At 59.5% G+C, this 21,411-nt stretch carries 19 protein-coding genes and 1 pseudogene (1 of these 20 running past the window's edge); 11 read left to right on the top strand and 9 right to left on the bottom strand.

Annotation, left to right across the window (positions count from 1 at the left end; translation table 11 throughout):
* Window positions 1-178: 178 nt before the first annotated feature.
* The 5 genes from AB4O40_RS13185 to dksA form a co-directional block, all read right to left on the bottom strand.
* A complete protein-coding gene (locus tag AB4O40_RS13185) occupies window positions 179-1,618 on the bottom strand; it encodes a sigma-54-dependent transcriptional regulator (protein WP_056728629.1) in 1,440 nt (479 codons plus the stop codon).
* 22 nt (window positions 1,619-1,640) lie between these two features.
* Window positions 1,641-4,595 (bottom strand): sensor histidine kinase, encoded by a 2,955-nt coding sequence (locus tag AB4O40_RS13180; protein WP_223541981.1) that lies wholly within the window; start codon window positions 4,593-4,595, stop codon window positions 1,641-1,643.
* The gene (locus AB4O40_RS13175) at window positions 4,579-4,755 is read right to left on the bottom strand and encodes a hypothetical protein (protein ID WP_003176118.1); all 177 of its coding nucleotides are present in this window, start codon (window positions 4,753-4,755) and stop codon (window positions 4,579-4,581) included. Before AB4O40_RS13175 ends, AB4O40_RS13180 begins: the two co-directional genes overlap by 17 nt.
* A gap of 77 nt (window positions 4,756-4,832) precedes the next feature.
* A complete protein-coding gene (gluQRS, locus tag AB4O40_RS13170; RefSeq protein WP_223541980.1) occupies window positions 4,833-5,726 on the bottom strand; it encodes a tRNA glutamyl-Q(34) synthetase GluQRS in 894 nt (297 codons plus the stop codon).
* A gap of 121 nt (window positions 5,727-5,847) precedes the next feature.
* Window positions 5,848-6,288 carry an RNA polymerase-binding protein DksA gene (gene dksA, locus AB4O40_RS13165; RefSeq protein ID WP_008053890.1) on the bottom strand — a complete coding sequence of 147 codons (441 nt, stop codon included), beginning with the start codon at window positions 6,286-6,288 and terminating at the stop codon, window positions 5,848-5,850.
* A 334-nt stretch (window positions 6,289-6,622) separates the two neighbouring features.
* Here dksA and AB4O40_RS13160 point away from each other — a divergent pair, with 334 nt between their 5' ends.
* Together AB4O40_RS13160 and sfsA are read left to right on the top strand one after the other, a co-directional pair.
* Window positions 6,623-7,795, top strand: a complete 1,173-nt coding sequence (locus AB4O40_RS13160; protein ID WP_056728623.1) for a pyridoxal phosphate-dependent aminotransferase — start codon at window positions 6,623-6,625, stop codon at window positions 7,793-7,795.
* Window positions 7,795-8,514, top strand: a complete 720-nt coding sequence (sfsA, locus tag AB4O40_RS13155) for a DNA/RNA nuclease SfsA (protein WP_056728622.1) — start codon at window positions 7,795-7,797, stop codon at window positions 8,512-8,514. The genes AB4O40_RS13160 and sfsA overlap by 1 nt, the downstream gene beginning before the upstream one ends.
* On the opposite strand, the gene AB4O40_RS13150 is transcribed toward sfsA, so the two are convergent.
* The 4 genes from AB4O40_RS13150 to AB4O40_RS13135 all read right to left on the bottom strand — a co-directional run bounded on the left by AB4O40_RS13150 (window position 8,504) and on the right by AB4O40_RS13135 (window position 11,702).
* Complete coding sequence (locus tag AB4O40_RS13150) at window positions 8,504-8,821, bottom strand: Rieske (2Fe-2S) protein (RefSeq protein ID WP_056728620.1); 318 nt, start codon at window positions 8,819-8,821, stop codon at window positions 8,504-8,506. The two genes, sfsA and AB4O40_RS13150, sit on opposite strands and share 11 nt — an antisense overlap.
* A gap of 370 nt (window positions 8,822-9,191) precedes the next feature.
* Window positions 9,192-9,464 carry a TfoX/Sxy family protein gene (locus tag AB4O40_RS13145; protein WP_008053897.1) on the bottom strand — a complete coding sequence of 91 codons (273 nt, stop codon included), beginning with the start codon at window positions 9,462-9,464 and terminating at the stop codon, window positions 9,192-9,194.
* Between the two features lie 245 nt (window positions 9,465-9,709).
* The gene (locus AB4O40_RS13140) at window positions 9,710-10,054 is read right to left on the bottom strand and encodes a pentapeptide repeat-containing protein (protein ID WP_056728618.1); all 345 of its coding nucleotides are present in this window, start codon (window positions 10,052-10,054) and stop codon (window positions 9,710-9,712) included.
* 91 nt (window positions 10,055-10,145) lie between these two features.
* On the bottom strand, window positions 10,146-11,702 hold the full coding sequence (locus tag AB4O40_RS13135) for a bifunctional aminoglycoside phosphotransferase/ATP-binding protein (protein WP_414918743.1): 1,557 nt from the start codon (window positions 11,700-11,702) through the stop codon (window positions 10,146-10,148).
* A 116-nt stretch (window positions 11,703-11,818) separates the two neighbouring features.
* Here AB4O40_RS13135 and mrcB point away from each other — a divergent pair, with 116 nt between their 5' ends.
* The 9 genes and pseudogenes from mrcB to msrQ form a co-directional block, all read left to right on the top strand.
* Entirely contained in the window at window positions 11,819-14,137 is a 2,319-nt protein-coding gene (gene mrcB, locus AB4O40_RS13130; protein WP_056728615.1) for a penicillin-binding protein 1B, read from the top strand.
* Window positions 14,138-14,153: 16 nt separating this feature from the next.
* Window positions 14,154-14,891, top strand: coding sequence for a hypothetical protein (locus tag AB4O40_RS13125; protein ID WP_056728613.1), 738 nt, complete (start codon window positions 14,154-14,156; stop codon window positions 14,889-14,891).
* Window positions 14,891-15,226: a YqcC family protein gene (locus AB4O40_RS13120; RefSeq protein WP_056728612.1), complete on the top strand. Its 336-nt coding sequence runs from the start codon at window positions 14,891-14,893 to the stop codon at window positions 15,224-15,226. The genes AB4O40_RS13125 and AB4O40_RS13120 overlap by 1 nt, the downstream gene beginning before the upstream one ends.
* A 483-nt stretch (window positions 15,227-15,709) precedes the next feature.
* Window positions 15,710-17,435 (top strand): annotated as a pseudogene (locus AB4O40_RS13115) (acetolactate synthase 3 large subunit).
* Between the two features lie 2 nt (window positions 17,436-17,437).
* Window positions 17,438-17,929, top strand: a complete 492-nt coding sequence (gene ilvN / locus AB4O40_RS13110; protein ID WP_003176102.1) for an acetolactate synthase small subunit — start codon at window positions 17,438-17,440, stop codon at window positions 17,927-17,929.
* 45 nt (window positions 17,930-17,974) lie between these two features.
* Window positions 17,975-18,991 carry a ketol-acid reductoisomerase gene (gene ilvC / locus AB4O40_RS13105; RefSeq protein ID WP_003228216.1) on the top strand — a complete coding sequence of 339 codons (1,017 nt, stop codon included), beginning with the start codon at window positions 17,975-17,977 and terminating at the stop codon, window positions 18,989-18,991.
* 144 nt (window positions 18,992-19,135) lie between these two features.
* Complete coding sequence (pssA, locus tag AB4O40_RS13100) at window positions 19,136-19,993, top strand: CDP-diacylglycerol--serine O-phosphatidyltransferase (RefSeq protein ID WP_056728609.1); 858 nt, start codon at window positions 19,136-19,138, stop codon at window positions 19,991-19,993.
* A gap of 63 nt (window positions 19,994-20,056) precedes the next feature.
* Entirely contained in the window at window positions 20,057-21,070 is a 1,014-nt protein-coding gene (gene msrP / locus AB4O40_RS13095) for a protein-methionine-sulfoxide reductase catalytic subunit MsrP (protein WP_056728607.1), read from the top strand.
* A protein-coding gene (msrQ, locus tag AB4O40_RS13090) for a protein-methionine-sulfoxide reductase heme-binding subunit MsrQ (protein ID WP_056728604.1) crosses the window boundary here: on the top strand, window positions 21,070-21,411 show its 5' portion. It continues 279 nt past the right edge of the window; the window shows 342 of its 621 coding nt (coding positions 1-342); it begins with the start codon at window positions 21,070-21,072; its stop codon lies off the right edge, out of view. The genes msrP and msrQ overlap by 1 nt, the downstream gene beginning before the upstream one ends.

The raw sequence follows: 21,411 nt of genomic DNA, 5'->3' as shown, positions 1-21,411 counted from the left end.
CGTGCCAACTTTTTCGAAACCCAATAAAACAAGGGGTTAGGCCGGTTGGCAGGCATTTCGAGGGCCAAAAAAAGCCGGGGCTTCGTTACCGTAAGCCCCGGCTTCTGTTACGTGAAAAAGCTGAGGTAACAGTTTTTTCACAAAGTCACGTGTTACCCGCACATACGACAGGTGCGATTCAGCTTTCGCTGGCCACCCCGGTCTTGCGGCGCGGGATGCCCAGGCGCTGACGGCGCTCCCATAGGCATTTGCGGCTGACCCCGAGCTTGCGGGCCAGCTCGGTTTCGGTCATGTGGTCCTGATGTTCGAGGACGAAATGCTGGAAGTAGTCTTCCAGGGAGAGGTCTTCGGTCGGTTCGTGGTTGCTGTTACTGGTGTTGCCGTTGCCCTGTTGGGGCGCCAGGCCAATGAACTCGTCGTCTTCCAGGTCGCCCAGTTCGATGTCGATGCCCAACAGCTCGGCGGAAATTTCCGGGCTTTCGCACAGGATGACGGCGCGCTCGACGGCGTTTTCCAGTTCGCGAACGTTGCCCGGCCAAGCGTAGTGACGAATGGCTTGCTCGGCATCCGCGGCGAATTTGAGGTCGGTGCGGTTGACGCGCGCACTTTGCCGCGCCAGAAACGCATTGGCGATTTCGTTGACGTCCGCACCGCGTTCGCGCAGGGCTGGCAGCTTCAGCGCGATAACGTGGAGGCGGTAATACAAGTCTTCACGGAACTGGCCGATTTTCGCCAGGCTCTTGAGGTCGCGGTGAGTCGCCGCGATCAGGCGCACATCGACTTTTTGCGACTGCACCGAACCCACGCGACGAATTTCGCCTTCTTGCAACACACGCAACAGGCGAGCCTGGGCTTCCAGTGGCAGTTCGCCGATTTCGTCGAGGAACAAGGTGCCGCCGTCCGCCGCTTCCACCAGGCCGGCGCGCCCGGCGCTGGCGCCGGTGAATGCGCCTTTTTCGTGGCCGAACAGTTCGGACTCGATCAGGCTTTCCGGAATGGCCGCGCAGTTCACCGAAATCATCGGCGCCTTGGCGCGTTTGGACAAATTGTGCAGGGCGCGAGCCACCAGTTCTTTACCGGTACCCGATTCGCCCTGGATCAGAACGTTGGAGTCGGTCGGTGCCACTTTGCGGATCTTGCCGTACAGGTCCTGCATCGGTGGGCACGAGCCGATAATGCCGATTTCACCGTTGCTGTTGTCGGTACCGGATTTCGCCGCACCGTTGGTGACTTTGCCGGCAACGGCTTCACCACCGGCTTGTACCGTTTGTCGGTCACGCAGGATTCGTGCGGCCGCTTGTAGCATTTCGTCATGGTCGAATGGCTTGGCAATGTAGTCCACCGCGCCCATTTTCATCGAGTCGACCGCCGAGCGCAGGCTGGCATAGCTGGTCATGATCAGCACCGGCGTGCCCTGCGCGAGCTTGATCAACTCCGTGCCAGGCGCGCCCGGCAGGCGCAGGTCACTGATGATCAGGTCGAACGAGGGAATGGTGAAGCGTTCTTGTGCTTCCTGCACTGATCCGGCTTCGCTGACCTGGTACTGGTTACGTTCCAGCAGGCGGCGCAAGGCGGAGCGGATGATGGTTTCGTCTTCGACGATCAAAATGTGCGGCATTGATTCGATACTCTCGACGGTCTCAGTTCACAGCGGACGTCGCTTCGACATGACGCGGCAAGGTAACCCTGATTCGGGTACCGCGTTGGCTTTGAACATCAGCCGGGCTGTCGATGGTGATTTGTCCATAATGCTCTTCAACGATGGAATAGACCAGTGCAAGGCCCAGACCGGTGCCTTCGCCAGGGTCCTTGGTGGTGAAGAAAGGTTCGAACAATCGGTCCATGATGCTCGACGGAATACCGCTGCCTTCGTCTTCCACGATCAGGTCGACCGTGTGTTCGCCGGCTTCGCTCTTGACCCGTACCGCGCTGCCGGGAGGCGAGGCGTCACGGGCGTTTGACAGTAGGTTGATCAGTACCTGGGCCAACCGTTGCGGGTCGCCTTCGACCCAGTGATCGGGGTCGCACAGGTTGTAGAACTGCACTTCGAAATTGCGTCGGTTCAGGGCCAGCAGGCCGATGGCATCCTGAGCCACTTCGGCCAGACAGACGGGCTCGTCGCTGTGTTGATGGCTGCCGGCATGGGCAAAGCTCATCAGCGACTGGACGATGCGCGACACGCGTTTGGTCTGCTCGAGGATCTGGCCGCTGATTTCCTTCAGCTCGCCGTCTTCTTCACGTTCTTCGCGCAGGTTCTGCGCCAGGCACGCGATACCGGTAATCGGGTTGCCGATTTCATGGGCCACGCCGGCCGCCAGTCGACCGATGCTGGCCAGGCGCTCGGAGTGCACCAGTTTGTCTTCGAGCATCTGGGTTTCGGTCAGGTCTTCCACCAGTAATACCAGGCCACTGTTGCCCGGCGCGAGGGGTTCGTCGATCGCCGCTTTGTGCAGGTTCAGCCAGCGTGTCTGGCCGTCGAGTGCCAGGTGCTGTTTGTGCAAGTGCTCGTCCGGCACATTGATGAAACCTTGCAGCAGGTCTTTCCATGGGTCGGCAATGGTACTCAGGCGCGAACCGACCACGCGCTGCGCGGCGATGCCGGTCAGTTCCTCCATGGCCTTGTTCCACATGAGGATCTCCTGATCCTTGGCCAGCGAGCAAACGCCCATCGGCAATTCCTGCAGGGTCTGGCGGTGGTAGCGGCGCAGGGCATCGAGTTCGGCGGCCAGGCCGGTCAGGCGCGAGTGGTAATCCTCGAGGCGGCTTTCGATGAAGTGAATGTCTTCGGTGACGTAGTTTTCGCCGCCGGCCTTGTATGGCAGGAACGTCTCGACCATGTCCTGGGCCACGCTCGGGCCCATCAGGCCGGAGAGGTTGGCCTCGATGCGGTCACGCAGGCGGCGCAGGGCATAGGGGCGGCGTTCGTCGAAAGGCAGATAGAGGTCGCGCAGTGCCTGTTCCACCTCTTTCTGCGCCGCCTTTGCACCCAGTGGCTTGGCCAGTTGCGTAGCGAATTCCTGGGGCGAGGCGGCGTGCAGTTCCCGGCGTTGCGGGCGGCGAACGTTATCCACGGCGCAGGCTTCGGCAGCGCTTGCCTCTTCGGTGCTGGCATTGGTGAACAACGAGATCAGGGTGAACATCAGCACGTTGGCCGCCAGCGAGGCAATCGCCGCCATGTGCCAGCTGGTGTCGTCCAGCACGTAGATCATGTTCAGCAGCGGAATGTAGAAGCCTTGCAGGTTGCCGACCAGCGGCAACAGCATGGTCACCAGCCACACCAGGATCCCTGCCAGCAAGCCGGCGATGAAGCCGCGACGGTTGGCGGTCGGCCAATACAGGACCGAGAGCACGCCCGGCAGGAACTGCAACGTGGCGACGAAAGCGACAATGCCGAGGTTGGCCAGGTCCTGTTCGGCACCGAGCATCAGGTAGAAGCCGTAGCCGGCCATGATGATCGCGACAATCAGCGCCCGGCGGGTCCACTTCAGCCAGCGGTAGATGTTGCCTTCGGCCGGTGGTTGATACAGCGGCAGCACCAGGTGGTTCAAGGCCATCCCGGACAGCGCCAGCGTGGTGACGATGATCAGGCCACTGGCGGCGGACAGTCCGCCGACATAGGCCAGCAACGCCAAGGCCTTGCTGTTGGCGGCTATGCCGATGCCCAGGGTGAAGTATTCCGGGTTGGTGGTGGCGCCGAGCTTCAGGCCGGCCCAGAGAATCAGCGGTACCGCCAGGCTCATCAGCAACAGGAACAGCGGCAGGCCCCAGCTCGCACTGACCAGCGAACGCGGGTTGAGGTTCTCGGTAAAGGTCATGTGATACATGTGCGGCATCACGATCGCCGAGGCGAAGAACACCAGCAACAGCGTACGCCACGGGCCTTCCTGCAAAGGGGTGTGCAGGGCAGCGAGCGCGGTCTGGTTTTGCAGCAGCCACAGTTCAAGCTGTTGTGGGCCGTCGAACACGCCGTAAAGCGCATACAGCCCGACACCGCCGAGGGCGATCAGCTTGATCACCGACTCGAAGGCAATCGCGAACACCAGGCCTTCATGCTTTTCGCGGGTGGCGATGTGGCGGGAGCCGAAGAAAATCGTGAACAGCGTAATCAGTGCGCAGAAACTCAGGGCCACGCGATGCTGTACCGGCTCTCGGGTGAGGATACTGATGGAGTCGGCGACCGCCTGAATCTGCAAGGCCAGTAGCGGCAATACGCCGACCAGCATGAAAATCGTGGTCAGCGCACCGGCCCAGGTACTGCGGAAGCGGAAGGCAAACAGGTCTGCCAGCGACGACAGCTGATAGGTGCGGGTGATCTTCAGGATCGGGTAGAGCAGCACCGGCGCCAGCAGGAATGCCCCGGAAACGCCCAGGTAGCTGGACAAAAAGCCGTAGCCGTACTGATAGGCCAGGCCCACGGTGCCGTAAAACGCCCAGGCGCTGGCGTAGACGCCCAGCGACAGGGTGTAAGTCAGCGGGTGGCGAATGATCGCCCGGGGAATCATGCCCCGTTCGCTGATCCAGGCCACACCGAACAGCACCGCCAGGTACGCGGCGCTGATCAGGATCATCTGGGTCAGGCTAAAGCTCATCGGCATCTTTTTGGCTCTGCAGGATGAAGGTCACGACGATCAGGATCAGCCAGAGCAGATAAGGGCGATACCAGGCGCCAGTGGCGTCGATCCACCAATCCATGATGGCCGGGGAAAACAGGTAAATCCCCACTACCAAAAGCAGGACCAAGCGATAGATGTACATCCCGGCCTCTCTTTCTTATGCGTGTGCCCGTAAACGTGCGGCGATGGTAACGGATGGGCGCGTCACTGCAAGTGCGATCACAGTAGCTGTGCCTCGGGCAGGCTCAGTGTGCGCGGGATCAGCGAGGCATCCCAGTGGGCAATGCCCCAATTCAGCACTTCCCGTGGGGTGGCGTACGTCAGTTCGGTTCCCGGGTTCTGTCCCAGCGCCCGAAGCGCGCGCAGCAGCAGGGGTGTTGCCTGATCCTCGGTCAAGGGCGGCGAACGGTAGGACTTGCCGAGTTTGTTGCCATCCGGCTGGGTAATCAGCGGGATGTGCAGGTAACGCGGTTGAGGCAGGCCGAGCAGTTCTTGCAGATAGAGCTGGCGGGGCGTGGAGTCCAGCAGGTCGGCACCGCGAACGATATCGGTGATGCCTTGCCAGGCATCGTCCAGGACCACGGCCAATTGATAAGCGTAGAGCCCGTCGCGGCGGCGGATCACGAAGTCGCCGACTTCCCGCCCCAGATGCTGTCGGTATTGGCCCTGCACCCGGTCGATGAAATGGTATTCCAGCTCCGGTACGCGCAGGCGGATGGCCGCATCGTCAGTACCATGGCCAGCATTGCGGCAGAAGCCCGGATAAATCCCGTGAAACGGCTCCAGCTGTTTGCGCGAGCAGGTGCAGGCGTAGGCCAGTCCTTGATTGAACAGGCGATTGAGCACCTCGGCGTAGGCATCGTGCCGCTCGCTTTGGCGAACCAGGTCGCCATCCCACTCGAAGCCATAGCTTTCCAGTGCCTTGAGAATGGCGGCCTGGGCGCCGGGTTCCTCGCGGGGTGGATCAAGGTCTTCCATGCGCATCAGCCAGCGTCCGCCCACCGAGCGCGCGTCGAGGTAGGAGGCCAGTGCGGCGACCAGCGAGCCGAAGTGCAGATGGCCACTGGGCGTGGGGGCGAAGCGCCCGATGTAGGGGGAAACGTCAGCGGTCATGGGGTGATGTTACTTTATCTGGACTGGCGCCAACCCCCTGTGGGAGCGGGCTTGCTACCGAGGTGAATCCTGGAAACAAAAACGGAGCGTTCGCACGCTCCGTTCTTCGTTCAAGTCGCAATTATTTGCCGACTTGCTTTTCCTTGATTTCCGCCAGGGTCTTGCAGTCGATGCACAGGTCGGCGGTAGGGCGCGCTTCGAGGCGCTTGACGCCAATCTCGATGCCGCAGGATTCGCACCAGCCGTACTCTTCGTCTTCGATCAACTGGAGTGTCTTGTCGATCTTCTTGATCAACTTGCGTTCACGGTCGCGGGCACGCAGTTCGAGGGCGAATTCCTCTTCCTGGCTGGCACGGTCTGCCGGATCAGGAAAGTTGGCCGCTTCGTCCTTCATGTGGTCCACGGTCTTGTCGACACCTTCCATCAGCTCTTTTTTCCACTGATTCAGGACCTTGGTGAAGTGCTTGCGCATGGGCTCGCCCATGTACTCTTCGCCGGTTTTCTGAACATAGGGCTCGAAGCCGCTGATCGTCTGGTTTTGCTGCTTTGCTTGGGTGGACATGAAATAGACCGCCTCTACTCTTGTAATCCATCTGCGCAGGATTGCTCCATCACCGACACCTGCCGGCCCTGCGGCTGCAAGCGGGCGAACTTACCAGATCAATTCGGGCCGCGCTACTCCCGGATGTCGAGCTCGCGGCACATGGTGCTTGCGAATGACGACAAACCGTTGTCTGGTGGCTCTGGAACCCTGCTCAATTATTGATTTTAGCCAAACCTTGCGCGCGCGCTTGAGTCATTCGTGATCGGAGTTACAAGGCCTCTGACCGCTTTAGGTTCTCGCTCGTTCCTGCGCTTGGGTAGAATCGGTTTTTTATTCCGTTGAAGGAAGGCCAATGGCTCAGCCCTACAGTGCCCGCAGTCGCGCGATCGAACCTTTCCATGTCATGGCGCTGTTGGCGCGGGCCAATGAATTGCAGGCGGCCGGCCACGATGTGATCCACCTGGAAATCGGCGAGCCGGACTTCACCACCGCCGAACCGATCATCCAGGCCGGCCAGGCTGCGCTGACAGCGGGGAAGACCCGTTACACCGCCGCGCGTGGCATTCCCGAGCTGCGTGAGGCCATTTCGGGCTTTTATCAGCAACGTTATGGCTTGAACATCGACCCACGGCGCATCCTCATCACGCCGGGTGGCTCCGGCGCGCTGCTGCTGGCCAGCGCTTTGCTGGTCGACCCCGGCAAGCACTGGCTGCTGGCGGACCCGGGCTATCCGTGTAACCGGCATTTCCTGCGATTGGTCGAAGGCGCGGCACAGTTGGTGCCGGTCGGCCCGGATGTGCGTTATCAATTGACGCCGGGCCTGATCGAGCGTCATTGGGACCACGACAGCGTCGGCGCACTGGTGGCGTCGCCAGCCAATCCGACCGGCACGATCCTGACCCGCGACGAGCTGGCGAAGCTGTCTGTCGCGATCAAGGAGCGCCACGGTCATCTGGTGGTCGACGAGATTTATCATGGCCTGACCTATGGCACCGATGCGGCCAGCGTGCTGGAAGTCGACGACAGTGCATTCGTTCTGAACAGCTTTTCGAAGTACTTCGGGATGACCGGTTGGCGGCTCGGCTGGCTGGTGGCACCCGACGCGGCCGTCGGTGAGCTGGAAAAGCTTGCCCAGAACCTCTACATCAGTGCACCAAGCATGGCACAGCACGCTGCTCTGGCCTGTTTCGAGCCGGCGACCATCAGCATTCTCGAAGAGCGTCGCGCCGAATTTGGCCGGCGTCGGGACTACCTGCTGCCGGCCTTGCGTGAATTGGGCTTCGGGATTGCCGTGGAGCCGGAAGGGGCGTTCTACTTGTATGCCGATATCAGCAAGTTCGGCGGCGATGCCTTCGCGTTTTGTAAGTATTTTCTGGAAACCGAACATGTGGCATTCACCCCGGGGCTGGATTTCGGGCGTTATCAGGCCGGGCATCATGTGCGGTTCGCCTACACGCAAAATCTCGAGCGGTTGCAGGAAGCGGTCGAGCGCATTGCCCGTGGATTGCGGAGCTGGCAAGGCTGATGCGTTTTCATCCTCCCCTCGAAGAAGGGCGCCTGATCCGACGTTACAAGCGTTTTCTCGCCGATATCGAAACCGTTGGCGGCGAATTGCTGACCATTCACTGCCCGAACACAGGCTCGATGCTCAATTGTCAGGTCGAAGGCGGGCAGGTCTGGTTCAGTCGCTCCAACGATCCGAAACGCAAGTTGCCCGGCACCTGGGAGATCGGCGAAACCCCGCAAGGGCGGCTGTTTTGCGTGAACACCGCCCGCGCCAACGGTTTGATTGAAGAGGCGCTGCGAGCGGGCGTCATCACGGAGCTGAACGGGTTTACCGGGCTCAAGCGCGAAGTGGCTTATGGTCAGGAAAACAGTCGTATCGATTTCCGCCTCGATTACCCCGAAGGGCCGGCCTACGTCGAAGTCAAAAGCGTGACCCTGGGGTTCGACGGTACGGCGGTGGCGGCGTTTCCCGATGCGGTTACCCAGCGTGGCGCCAAGCATCTGCGGGAGCTGGCCCACTTGGCCAGGGACGGTATTCGCGCGGTGCAGTTGTACTGTGTTTGCCTTTCCGACATCGAGGCTGTGCGCCCGGCGCAGGAAATCGATCCGGCTTATGCGCAGGCCTTGCGTGAGGCTATTGCCTGTGGGGTCGAGGTGCTGGCCTACGGTGTGCGGTTGAGCCACGAAGAAATGCTGGTCGACCGGTGCCTGGACGTATTGCCGGGTGCTAGAGGCTGATCCAGATACCTTGTTCGTCCTCGCGGCAGGCCACGCTGGTCAAGGCTTGCCCCGCGCAAGGGCCGGCGACGCATTCACCGTCTTCGATCAGGAACAGTGCGCCATGGGTGGCGCACTGGATCAGGCTGTTGCTGGGGTCGAGAAACTGGTCGGGATGCCACTCCAGGGCAACGCCCCGGTGCGGGCAGCGATTGATATAGACGTAAACCTGTCCGCTGCGGCGCACTGCAAAAAACTTTTGGCCATCGATGTCGAACCCGCGGCTGCTGTCATTGACCAACCCGGCGCCAGCGCAAAGCAACTTCATGTCTATCCTCGGTCCCGCAGCTCGTGACTGGATATGTCCGAGCTTGAAGGTTGAATGCTATCAAATGGCTGCCCTGTCCGTCGGGTGCAAGTGCCTTCATCCTGCCAATACTTTTCCACAGGCAAAAAAAGACCCGGCAAGAGCCGGGTCAAATAACCGTGATTAGCCTGATGAGGAGATAATCCGAGAGTCCGAACCAAGGGCTTTTCAGAATATCGACCAGTCTCGCGACCAGTTGTGATAATCATATCGATTCTCATTACCAAGTCAACCGCTGTTTTTCGATTTCTTTGCGATTCGCCGGATTTGTGTCTGCAGGCCTCGTAATCATTGGGTTTCAGGCTGTAAAGCTTCGCAAGCATGTATCAGATCAGTTCTTGTGGCGTGTAGAGATGGCTTCCAGTTGTTTGTTCAGGGCTTCCTTGCGCTCGGCAGGAATGTCATTCCAGTGAACGTCCATCAGTGCGCCTTCAATTGCGTACAACAACACCTTGGACGCCCGAAAACCGCGCGTGCGCACGGCCCGATAAGCATCCACCGCCCCGAGGCGACGCAAGTCCGAAGCGCTATGGATGCCCACGGCATGCAGCCATTGCGCTGACGTCTTGCCAAGATTCTTCAGGTGTTGCAGTTCATCATTCATCAAGCCTCCTTGCGATGGCCGAATGGAGAGCGTGGGCAATCTTCTGAGGAGTGTAGCCATCAGTAGGAAAAGCGTGATTGTTTGCTCGATTACGACGCAAATGCTTCTAAGAAACGAGTATTGGCAGGGCGTGAAAAGTCTATGCGCGCGGGAGGAAGAGTGGGGGAGAGCAAGGATTTAGGGGCGAATATCCCAGCAGTCCAGCGCAGCGCAGGCGCTGGACGTGTAAGGCGGCGAGACGGTGATTATCGGGTGCGATAACGCAATCGCGTGCCGAAGTTCATCGACATCAGGATTTCGTCGGCACTGAGTTCGACCGGAAAGTACGTACCGGAGATCTGCGCGTGAGCCAGGCTCGCGCCTTCCAGGTTCGCTTTGCGAAAATCGATGCCGCGCAAGTCGGCGGAACGGAAGTAGGCGTCGCTGAAATCCACGCCGTCGGCATTCAGCTCGCGCAGGTCCAGCCCCCGGAAATCTCCACCTGCCATGTCGATGGGACCATCCTTGGGGCGTTCACTGTTGAAGCCTTTGATGTCGTCTTTGTGCAGCAGGGCATATAGCGATGTGTCGAGAAGTTTAGGCTGGCTCATGTCGCATCACCTGATGGTTTTATGACGCCAGTATAGTGCCACCATTTGAAGGTCGTGAAGCCAGCGCGGACTTCACGACCGAAATAGTTTCTTACAGGCCTGGCAGGCGCTGGCGAATCTGTTCCACAACGGTATCGAGCGTCCCGCTTTCATTGGTCTGGACGCGCTTGCTGCAGAGGATTTCCGCAGGCGTCAGCGCTTCACGGCTGGTTTGCTGGGCTGCGATAACGGCCAGGGTGGCATCGGACGGGTCTTTCTTGTCTGCCTGGCGCATGGCCAGCCAGCTTTCGATCACGGCCTGTGGCGCATTGCAGTCGAGGATCAGGAAGGGGGCGCCGGTGGCTTCGGCAACCTTCGCTGCACTGTCACGCTGATCATGCTTGAGGTAAGTGGCATCCACCACCACCGGGAAACCCGCACGCAGAATGACGCCGGCGATTTCGTGCAGGCGGGCATAGGTCGCTGCACTGGCGTCGGCGCTATAGATGCCGGCCTGTACGTCGTTCTCGACGGTTTGCTCGCCGAACAGGCGCTTGCGCTCGACATCGGAACGCAGGCGGATCGCACCCAGGGCTTCGACCAGGCGCATGGCGACGTGGCTCTTGCCGACAGCGGAAACACCGTGGGTAATGGCCATGAAGCGCGAAGGAATGGTGCTATAGCTTTCCGCCAGGTTGGCGTAGTTGCGGTACTGGCGCAGGGTGGTGGCGCGCTGCACCGCAGTGGCGTCGGCCGGCATGCTGAACAGGGCAACCTTGGCGCGAACCAGTGCGCGGTAGGCTTTATAGAAGTTCAGCAGTTCGAGGCCGCGATAGTCGCCGGTCAGCTCCAGGTACTGGCTGATGAAGCGGCGCGCCAGGCACTTCAAGCCGCGATCTTCCAGGTCCATCGCCAGGAAGCCGGTGTCGGCGTAAACGTCGGTAAAGCGAAACGGTTCGTTGAATTCGATGCAGTCGAAGATCACGACCTTGCCGTCGATCACGGTGGCGTTACCCAGGTGGATATCACCGTGGCATTCACGAATGAAACCTTCGGCCTTGCGCTGGGCGAGCAGCGGCTTTAGGCGCTCGAAGCTGCTTTCTGCCCAGGCTTGCAGGGCGTCGAGTTGCAACAGGTCGGCTTTATCGCTGAGGAACGGGCGGATCTGTTCGAAGTTCTGCCGCACCGGCGCCATGACACTGTCCGGGGTGCCGGCTTCGTGCCCGGCCGGCACCTTCGGTGCGTTGAGGTGGAAGCGGGCGATTTGCTCGGCCATCTCGTCGATGTGCGCGGTGGTCAGTTCGCCATTGGCTTGCAGGGTGCTGAGCAAGCCGGTTTGCGGGAACTGGCGCATCTTCAGTACGTATTCGATGGCCGGGCCTTCGCCGCCCAGTTGCGGAGCTTCGGCGCTGCCGGTGACGGGCAGCACTTCGAGGTACAGATCGTCGGTCAGGCGCTGGTTCAGGCGCAGTTCTTCAGCGCAAAAGTGTTCGCGAGCCTCAAGGCTGGTGAAGTCAAGAAAACCGAAATTGACCGGCTTCTTCACTTTATAGGCATAGGGGCCGGTGAGCAGTACCCAGGAAATATGGGTCTCGATGACCTGGAATCCCTCTACAGGATGCGGGTAGAGGGCAGGGTTTTGCAGGGCAGCGATCAGGGACTGGCTCACAGGCGATCCTTCAGAGTCTGGGAAATTCAAGGCCGTCATTATGGCTGCAAGTCCGCCTGACGCAAACCTCGGAGCGCTCCTGTTGAGGATGAATAAAGTGCGTATAATCCGCCGCCATGACTCGTACTCGAACTCCCCGCACCCCAAAAAAACCACCCTCCAAGGGCCTGCGCCCGTGGCTGGGCTGGGCCATTAAACTCAGTCTGGTCGCCCTTGTGGTGCTGGCCGGATTCGCCGTTTACCTTGATGCAATCGTCCAGGAGAAGTTCTCCGGCAAGCGCTGGACCATCCCGGCCAAGGTTTACGCGCGCCCGCTCGAACTGTTCGTCGGACAGAAGCTGAGCCGGGATGATTTCCTGACCGAACTCGATGCCCTGGGTTATCGCCGTGAAAGCGTGGCCAATGGTCCGGGGGCGGCGTCGGTCAATGGCAATACCGTTGACCTGAACACCCGCGGCTTCCAGTTCTATGAAGGCATGGAGCAAGCGCAACCGGTGCGGGTGCGTTTCTCCGGCGATTACGTGGCGGAGTTGGCGGGGGCAAAAGGCTCGAAGCTGTCGGTGGTGCGCCTGGAGCCGCTGTTGATCGGTGGCCTGTACCCGAAAAACCTCGAAGACCGGATTCTGATCAAGATCGATCAGGTGCCGCCGTACCTGCTTGAAACGCTGGTGGCGGTCGAGGATCGTGATTTTTATCATCACTTTGGTGTTTCGCCGAAGTCGATCGCCCGTGCAATCTGGGTCAACGGTTCGTCCGGGCGCATGCGTCAGGGCGGCAGTACCCTGACGCAACAGTTGGTCAAGAACTTCTACCTGACCAACGAGCGCAGCCTGAGCCGCAAACTCACCGAAGCGATGATGGCGCTGCTACTTGAACTGCATTACGACAAGCCCGAAATTCTCGAGGCTTACCTCAACGAAGTGTTTATCGGGCAGGACGGTCAGCGCGCGGTGCATGGTTTCGGCCTGGCCAGCCAGTTCTTCTTCAGCCAGCCGCTGGCCGAGCTCAAGCTGCATCAGGTTGCGCTGCTGGTGGGCATGGTCAAGGGGCCTTCTTCCTATAACCCCCGTCGTTATCCGGAGCGTGCCCTCGAGCGGCGCAACCTGGTGCTCGATGTGCTGCAAGAGCAGGGCGTCGCGACTGCCGAGCAGGTTGAGGCGGCGAAGAAAATGCCTTTGGGCGTGACCAAGCGCGGCAGTCTGGCGGACAGCTCGTTCCCCGGCTTCCTCGATCTGGTCAAGCGTCAGCTGCGCGAAGACTATCGCGACGAAGACTTGACCGAAGAAGGGCTGCGCATCTTCACCAGCTTCGATCCGATCCTGCAGATGAAGGCTGAAGCTTCGGTCAACGACACCTTCAAGCGCCTGGCTGGGCGCAAGGGTTCCGATGACGTGGAAGCGGCAATGGTCGTGACCAACCCGGAGACGGGGGAGGTGCAGGCCATGATCGGCAGTCGCCAGGCCAGTTTTGCCGGGTTCAACCGGGCGCTGGATGCGGTACGGCCGATCGGGTCGCTGATCAAGCCGGCGGTTTACCTGACCGCACTGGAGAAACCAAGCCAGTACACACTGACCAGTTGGCTGTCGGACGAATCCTTTTCGGTCAAAGGCGCGGACGGTCAGGTCTGGAAGCCGCAGAACTATGATCGTCGTTCTCACGGTACAGTGTTCCTCTATCAAGGCCTGGCGCATTCCTACAACCTGTCGACCGCGCGTCTCGGTTTGGCGGTGGGTGTGCCGAACGTCCTGAAAACGGTGGAGCGCCTGGGTGTGACTCGTGAATTCCCGGCCTTCCCGTCGATGTTGCTCGGGGCCGGCGGCATGACGCCAATCGAAGTGGCGACCATGTACCAGACCCTCGCCAACGGCGGCTTCAATACGCCGATGCGCGGGATTCGCAGCGTGCTGACTGCCGAGGGCGAGCCGCTCAAGCGTTATCCATTCCAGATCCAGCAACGTTTCGATCCGGCCTCCATTTACCTGATCCAGAGCGCCATGCAGCGGGTGATGCGTGAAGGTACCGGCAGCTCGGTCTATAACGTGCTGCCAAGGACCCTGACCCTGGCGGGCAAGACCGGTACCAGTAACGACTCGCGGGACAGTTGGTTTGCCGGTTTCAGCCAGGACTTGCTGGCGGTGGTCTGGCTGGGTCGCGACGACAACGGCAAGACGCCATTCACCGGCGCCACAGGGGCCTTGCAGGTCTGGACCAGTTTCATGCGCAAGGCCGACCCGTTGCCGCTGGACATGCCGCAGCCGGATAATATCGTTCAGGCCTGGGTGGACTCGCGAACCGGGCAAGGTTCTGATGCTGGTTGCCCGGGTGCCGTGCAGATGCCGTATATTCGCGGCAGTGAACCACCTCCCGGTGCCGCTTGCGGTGGTGAAAACCCTGCAGAGTCGGTGATGGACTGGGTCAAAGGCTGGATGAATTAAGCAAAGAGGGTTTCAAGTGAACAAGTGGTTGATTCCAGCGGTTGCCGCCGTAGCTTTGCTCAGCGGTTGTTCCAGCGTACAACGTGGCTCGATTCCGGTTGTGGACTCCGGCACCGCCGTGTCCAACAGTGAGCGGATCTCGGCCAATGGCGGTTTCCGCCAGACGACCGTCAAGCGCCCAGCGCAGGGGCAGTCGCAGACCCAGGCGATTGCGCAGGGTGACAGCGGCGTAGTGGTGATGGTGCCAGGCGCGGCAACGACTTCGACGCCGATCAGCACCACGCCGATCACGCCGGGTCCGATCACGCCGGGGCCGATTGACACGTCGCCGGTCCAATCGGCGCCGATCAATCAGGGCAGCTACAGCATGCCGTCGTCGCCAAGCGGGATTCCATCGGCCAGTTCGGGCGGACTTTCTGCCGACGAGCAGTTGGACGGCCCGGTATTGGCTTTGCTGACCACCGCTCAACAGCAACAGGCGAGCGGTGATCTTAATGGTGCCTCCTCCAGCCTCGAACGCGCCCAGCGCGTTGCACCGCGTGAGCCGCAGGTGCTTTACCGGCTAGCCCAGGTGCGCATGTCTCAGGGCGATGCCGCCCAGGCCGAACAGTTCGCTCGCCGTGGGCTGACCCTTGCCAATGGCCGTCCAGCCCTTCAGGCCAACTTGTGGGAGCTGATTGGCCAGGCGCGCGAAAAGCAGGGTGACTCCCAGGGCGCGGCATTGGCTCGTCAGAAGGCCAAGGTAACGCTGTGATGGATGCGCGCTTTCTGAAAATCGCCGATCAACTGTTGTTGATCGAGCGCGAGTTGCGGGTGCAAGGATGGTGGGATGAGGTCTCGCCCTCTGCCGAAGCGCTTTCCAGTGTCGAGCCGTTTTCGGTCGACACACTGGATTTCGAGCAGTGGCTGCAATGGATCTTCCTGCCACGCATGAAGATGATCCTCGAGCAGGATTTGCCGCTACCCAACGCTTCGGGCATTCAGGAAATGGCTGAAATGGTCTTTGCCGGGCGCAATGTCCAGGGTAGGGATCGGCAGTTGCAGGTGCTGCTCAAAGAATTCGATCAGCTGATTACCGCGTCCCGCTGAGCCAGAAGCTGCCAGCGTCCGCTGGCAGTTGTTCACAATATCTGTCTATTTTGTCGGCCGTTGCAAGGTAAGTGCATTCGCGTGCCAATTTTTTGCTAAAAGTTGCGCAATCGAAGCTAACACAGGGCTGATTTACGGGTTTTTTCTTGCGTTCTCATGCGCTTAGTAGAATAAAGCACATAGACGACTTGACTTGCGAAGGACGAAACAGAAGAATCCAAAGTCCGCTGTACAGGGACTGCCAGAAGCAGACCCTCTCAGCAGATCATGAGGCGCATATCCGCGTCGACCTGTTACACCCGCAACGCGTTACCTCGCGCTGGGTGGGAAAGCCCCGCAACACTTGGGACGATCCCAATACTTGCTCAGTCAGTGCTGACGTAGTCGGCGACCACCGTCGCTCATGCTCTGCCGAGAAGTAAACCTATTAAGACCCGTTCCATTTTTCGTGGGCGGTATTCTGGCGTTTTAGAGGTGAGCAACGTGGAGCTTTTATCTGGCGGTGAGATGCTCGTCCGCTTTTTGCGTGACGAAGGCGTCAAATATATCTACGGGTACCCGGGTGGTGCTCTTCTTCATGTCTACGATGCCCTGTTCAAAGAACCGGAAGTGACCCACATCCTGGTTCGTCACGAGCAAGCGGCTACCCATATGGCTGACGGCTACGCCCGTGCCACCGGTAAAGCCGGTGTGGTACTGGTGACTTCCGGTCCTGGCGCAACAAACGCCATCACCGGTATCGCCACCGCCTACATGGACTCCATTCCGATGGTGATCATTTCCGGCCAGGTGCCTAGCACCATGGTGGGTACCGATGCGTTCCAGGAAACCGACATGATCGGTATCTCCCGGCCGATCGTGAAGCACAGCTTCATGATCAAGCACGCGTCGGAAATCCCGGAAGTCATGAAGAAGGCGTTCTACCTGGCGCAATCCGGTCGTCCTGGTCCGGTCGTCGTCGATATTCCGAAAGACATGACCAACCCGGCCGAGAAGTTCGAATACGTCTTCCCGAAAAAAGCCAAGTTGCGCTCCTACAGCCCGGCTGTTCGCGGTCACTCCGGTCAAATCCGCAAGGCGGCAGAAATGCTCCTGGCGGCCAAGCGTCCTGTGTTGTATTCGGGCGGCGGCGTGATCCTCGGCGGTGGTTCCGCACCACTGACCGAACTGGCGAAGATGCTCAACCTGCCAGTGACCAATACTCTGATGGGCCTCGGTGGCTTCCCCTGGCACCGACCGTCAGTTCATCGGCATGCTCGGCATGCACGGCAGCTACACCGCCAACCTGGCGATGCACCATGCTGACGTGATCCTCGCTGTCGGCGCACGTTTCGACGACCGTGTCATCAACGGCGCGTCGAAGTTCTGCCCGAACGCCAAGATCATTCACATCGACATCGACCCGGCTTCGATCTCCAAGACCATCAAGGCCGACGTGCCTATCGTGGGTCCGGTTGAGAGTGTCCTGACCGAAATGGTCGCGATCCTCAAGGAAATCGGCGAGACCCCGAACAAGGAATCCGTTGCCAGCTGGTGGAAGCAGGTTGACGAGTGGCGCGGTGATCGCGGCCTGTTCCCGTATGACAAGGGCGACGGCAGCAAGATCAAGCCGCAGACCGTGATCGAAACCCTGTGCGAAGTGACCAATGGCGACGCCTTTGTGACCTCCGACGTGGGCCAGCACCAGATGTTTGCTGCGCAGTACTACAAGTTCAACAAGCCGAACCGCTGGATCAACTCCGGTGGCCTGGGCACCATGGGCTTCGGTTTCCCGGCGGCCATGGGCATTCAGTTGAGCTACCCGGATGCCGACGTCGCCTGTGTAACGGGCGAAGGCAGTATCCAGATGAACATCCAGGAACTGTCCACCTGTCTGCAATACGGTTTGCCGGTAAAAATCGTCATTCTGAACAACGGCGTTCTGGGTATGGTTCGCCAGTGGCAGGACATGAGCTATGGCAGCCGTCACTCGCACTCCTACATGGAGTCGTTGCCTGACTTCGTCAAGCTGGCTGAAGCCTATGGCCACGTTGGCGTGCGCATCACTGAATCGAAAGATTTGAAGTCGAAGATGGAAGAAGCGTTCGCCATGAAAGATCGCCTGGTGGTGATCGATATTTCGGTCGATACCAGCGAGCACGTCTACCCGATGCAGATCAAAGACGGCTCCATGCGCGATATGTGGCTGAGCAAGACGGAGCGTACCTAATCATGCGGCACATTATTTCCTTGCTTCTGGAAAACGAACCCGGTGCTCTGTCTCGTGTGGTTGGCCTGTTCTCGCAGCGCAACTACAACATCGAAAGCCTGACCGTGGCCCCGACCGAAGACCCGACCCTGTCGCGTCTGACGCTCACCACGGTTGGTCACGATGAAGTCATCGAGCAGATCACCAAGAACCTGAACAAGCTGATCGAAGTGGTAAAACTGGTCGACCTGTCGGAGAGTGCTCACATCGAGCGCGAACTGATGCTGGTCAAGGTCAAGGCCACCGGCGCCCAGCGTGCCGAGATCAAGCGCACTACCGATATTTACCGTGGACAGATCGTCGATGTCAGCGCCAGCGTGTATACCGTTCAACTGACCGGTACCAGCGACAAGCTCGACAGCTTCATTCAGTCCATTGGCACCGCCTCGATTCTGGAGACCGTCCGTAGCGGCGTGACCGGCATTGCCCGCGGCGACAAAGTACTCAGCATCTAAACCAAATTAGCGAACGGCCTGAACGGCCTGATATAGGGGAAATTCATGAAAGTTTTCTACGATAAAGACTGCGACCTGTCGATCATCCAGGGCAAGAAAGTTGCCATCATCGGTTACGGTTCCCAGGGCCACGCTCAAGCGTGCAACCTGAAAGACTCCGGCGTTGACGTGACTGTCGGTCTGCGTAAAGGCTCGGCTACCGTTGCCAAGGCTGAAGCCCACGGCCTGAAAGTGACCGACGTTGCTTCCGCTGTTGCGGCTGCCGACCTGGTCATGATCCTGACCCCGGACGAATTCCAGTCCTCCCTGTACAAGAACGAAATCGAGCCGAACATCAAGAAAGGCGCCACCCTGGCCTTCTCCCACGGCTTCGCGATCCACTACAACCAGGTTGTGCCGCGCGCTGACCTCGACGTGATCATGATCGCGCCGAAGGCTCCAGGCCACACCGTGCGTTCCGAGTTCGTGAAGGGCGGCGGTATCCCTGACCTGATCGCTATCTACCAGGACGCCTCGGGCAACGCCAAGAACGTCGCTCTGTCCTACGCTGCCGGCGTTGGCGGCGGTCGTACCGGCATCATCGAAACCACCTTCAAGGACGAGACTGAAACCGACCTGTTCGGCGAACAAGCCGTTCTGTGCGGTGGTACCGTTGAGCTGGTCAAGGCCGGTTTCGAAACCCTGGTTGAAGCTGGCTACGCGCCGGAAATGGCCTACTTCGAGTGCCTGCACGAACTGAAGCTGATCGTTGACCTCATGTACGAAGGCGGTATCGCCAACATGAACTACTCGATCTCCAACAATGCCGAATACGGCGAGTACGTGACCGGCCCTGAAGTCATCAACGCCGAATCCCGTCAGGCCATGCGCAACGCCCTGAAACGTATTCAGGACGGCGAATACGCCAAGATGTTCATCAGCGAAGGCGCTACCGGCTATCCTTCGATGACCGCCAAGCGTCGTAACAACGCCGCTCACGGTATCGAAATCATCGGCGAGCAACTGCGCTCCATGATGCCGTGGATCGGTGCCAACAAGATCGTCGACAAAGCCAAGAACTAAGTCACGCACTTGTACGAAAAACGCGGCTTAGGCCGCGTTTTTTCGTTTGGGGGGCCGGTTCTGGTATAAAGCTGCATCGTTTGCGGCCGAACCGTCGTCCCAGACACCTGTCCAAACTTTCCACCCCGTTGCAAGGTAATGTCCATGAGCGAACGCCCCGAAGAGCCAAACCAGGCTTCTGACGCCGAAAGCCTGCTGCCCATCGATGAGCATGTCGAAGAAGGGCATGACGCGGAAGGTCGTAAAGTCCGGCATCGTGGTATCTATCTTCTGCCGAATCTGTTCACTACTGCGAACCTGTTCGCAGGGTTCTATTCCATCATCAACTCGATGAGTGCCCAGGCGGCCTTGAGTGCTGGTGACTCGGCCAATGCGAGCAAGTATTTCGCGTTCGCGGCCATCGCGATTTTTGTCGCCATGGTGCTCGATGGTCTTGATGGGCGCGTGGCTCGCATGACCAATACCCAGAGTGCCTTCGGTGCCGAGTACGACTCGTTGTCGGACATGGTTGCCTTTGGTGTTGCCCCTGCATTGCTGGCTTTCGGTTGGGCCTTGGGTGACATGGGCAAGGTTGGCTGGATGGTCGCCTTCATCTATGTGGCGGGCGCGGCATTGCGTCTCGCACGCTTCAACACCCAGGTCGGCACCGCGGACAAGCGCTACTTCATCGGTCTGGCCAGCCCTGCCGCTGCAGGTGTGGTTGCAGGTATCGTCTGGGCGTTCAGCGACTACGGCATCCAGGGTTCCAAGATGTCTTTCCTGGTTGCGCTGATGGTGGCGGCGGCCGGCATGCTGATGGTCAGCAACATCAAGTACAACAGCTTCAAGGAACTGGACCTGAAGGGGCGAGTGCCTTTCGTGGCGATTCTCGCAGTAGTGTTGGTGTTCGCGGTTGTTTTCAGTGATCCGCCGCGCATCCTGCTGCTGGTCTTCCTCGCCTATGCCGCGTCCGGTCCGGTTCAATACCTGCTACATCTTCGTCGGCGTAAAAGCGTCGAGTGATGTAATTTCCCCCATACTCCGCAGTCTGTTGGTGCATCTGTTCTCCAATACTGCGGAGTAGCCATGCTGATCAAAGTCCCTAAAGCGTCCGACTGCCATGAGTCGGATGTCACGCCTGAATCCATCTATCTTTCTCGACGCAATGTATTGAGTGTTGCTGTTACCGGTTTGGCCGTGAGCGGTCTTCCTCGGTGGGCGGCTGCCGACGATGTGGCGCGTTATGCGGATGTCGAGCCAGGCAAGGCGCCCGTCTGGTTCAGCGAAAAACTTTCCTCGGTCAAGTGGGGGGCAGTTGTCGTCAAGGATGAGGCGATCACGCCGTTCAAGGACGCGACCCACTACAACAACTTCTACGAGTTCGGCACTGATAAAGGTGATCCGGCTGCGAATGCCGGCACGCTGAAGACTGAACCGTGGTCTGTGGTGGTGGATGGGGAGGTGGGCAAGCCCGGGCGGTATGCCCTCGAAGACTTCATGAAACCGTATCAGCTGGAGGAGCGAATCTACCGACTGCGCTGCGTGGAAGCCTGGTCGATGGTCATTCCCTGGATCGGTTTCCCGCTCTCGGCTTTGCTCAAGGAGGTAGAGCCGACCTCGAAAGCCAGATTCATCCGCTTCGAAACCCTGCAGGATCCCAAAAGCATGCCGGGCCAGCGCTCCGGTTTTGCCTTGATCGACTGGCCTTATATAGAGGGGCTGCGACTGGATGAGGCCATGAGTCCGTTGGCGATTCTTGCGGTCGGCATGTACGGGCGTGTATTGCCAAATCAGAACGGCGCGCCGTTGCGTCTGGTCGTGCCCTGGAAGTACGGGTTCAAAAGTATCAAGTCCATCGTGCGCATCAGTCTGGTCGGCGAGCAGCCGAAAACCACCTGGCAGAGCATTGCGGCGGATGAATATGGCTTTTATGCGAACGTGAATCCCACCGTTGATCATCCTCGCTGGACTCAGGCCCGTGAGCGCCGCCTGCCTAGTGGCTTGTTCAAGCCCAATGTGCGCGACACGCAATTGTTCAACGGCTATTCAGAGGAAGTCGCCTCTCTATATACGGGGCTCGACCTGAGGAAGAACTACTGATGCGCTATCCGTTTTGGCGTGTCGGTGTCTTTGTCGTGGTGCTGGTGTGGCCGCTGCTGTGGTTGTACCAGGCCCTGGAGGATGTTCTCGGGCCGGATCCGGGCAAGGTGCTGGTCGACCGGCTGGGTTTGGGGGCGCTTGTTCTGCTGCTCGTCATCTTGAGTTTGACGCCTTTGCAGAAACTCACGGGTTGGGCAGGGTGGAATGTCGTGCGGCGACAGTTGGGATTGTGGTGCTTTGCCTATGTGCTGCTCCACCTCAGTAGTTATTGCGCATTCATACTTGGGTTTGATTGGTCGCAGCTGGGTGTCGAGTTGCGCAAGCGGCCTTACATTATTGTA

This window comes from Pseudomonas sp. S2_F07, from assembly GCF_054668325.1.
This window is presented reverse-complemented; position numbering and strand designations above follow the sequence as displayed.

What these genes read in the sequence shown, in the direction of transcription:
- AB4O40_RS13185 (WP_056728629.1), bottom strand. Translation starts at nt 1,618, where the DNA reads ATGCCGCACATTTTGATCGTCGAAGACGAAACCATCATCCGCTCCGCC.
- AB4O40_RS13180 (WP_223541981.1), bottom strand. Translation starts at nt 4,595, where the DNA reads ATGCCGATGAGCTTTAGCCTGACCCAGATGATCCTGATCAGCGCCGCG.
- AB4O40_RS13175 (WP_003176118.1), bottom strand. Translation starts at nt 4,755, where the DNA reads ATGTACATCTATCGCTTGGTCCTGCTTTTGGTAGTGGGGATTTACCTG.
- gluQRS (WP_223541980.1), bottom strand. Translation starts at nt 5,726, where the DNA reads ATGACCGCTGACGTTTCCCCCTACATCGGGCGCTTCGCCCCCACGCCC.
- dksA (WP_008053890.1), bottom strand. Translation starts at nt 6,288, where the DNA reads ATGTCCACCCAAGCAAAGCAGCAAAACCAGACGATCAGCGGCTTCGAG.
- AB4O40_RS13160 (WP_056728623.1), top strand. Translation starts at nt 6,623, where the DNA reads ATGGCTCAGCCCTACAGTGCCCGCAGTCGCGCGATCGAACCTTTCCAT.
- sfsA (WP_056728622.1), top strand. Translation starts at nt 7,795, where the DNA reads ATGCGTTTTCATCCTCCCCTCGAAGAAGGGCGCCTGATCCGACGTTAC.
- AB4O40_RS13150 (WP_056728620.1), bottom strand. Translation starts at nt 8,821, where the DNA reads ATGAAGTTGCTTTGCGCTGGCGCCGGGTTGGTCAATGACAGCAGCCGC.
- AB4O40_RS13145 (WP_008053897.1), bottom strand. Translation starts at nt 9,464, where the DNA reads ATGAATGATGAACTGCAACACCTGAAGAATCTTGGCAAGACGTCAGCG.
- AB4O40_RS13140 (WP_056728618.1), bottom strand. Translation starts at nt 10,054, where the DNA reads ATGAGCCAGCCTAAACTTCTCGACACATCGCTATATGCCCTGCTGCAC.
- mrcB (WP_056728615.1), top strand. Translation starts at nt 11,819, where the DNA reads ATGACTCGTACTCGAACTCCCCGCACCCCAAAAAAACCACCCTCCAAG.
- AB4O40_RS13120 (WP_056728612.1), top strand. Translation starts at nt 14,891, where the DNA reads ATGGATGCGCGCTTTCTGAAAATCGCCGATCAACTGTTGTTGATCGAG.
- ilvN (WP_003176102.1), top strand. Translation starts at nt 17,438, where the DNA reads ATGCGGCACATTATTTCCTTGCTTCTGGAAAACGAACCCGGTGCTCTG.
- ilvC (WP_003228216.1), top strand. Translation starts at nt 17,975, where the DNA reads ATGAAAGTTTTCTACGATAAAGACTGCGACCTGTCGATCATCCAGGGC.
- pssA (WP_056728609.1), top strand. Translation starts at nt 19,136, where the DNA reads ATGAGCGAACGCCCCGAAGAGCCAAACCAGGCTTCTGACGCCGAAAGC.
- msrP (WP_056728607.1), top strand. Translation starts at nt 20,057, where the DNA reads ATGCTGATCAAAGTCCCTAAAGCGTCCGACTGCCATGAGTCGGATGTC.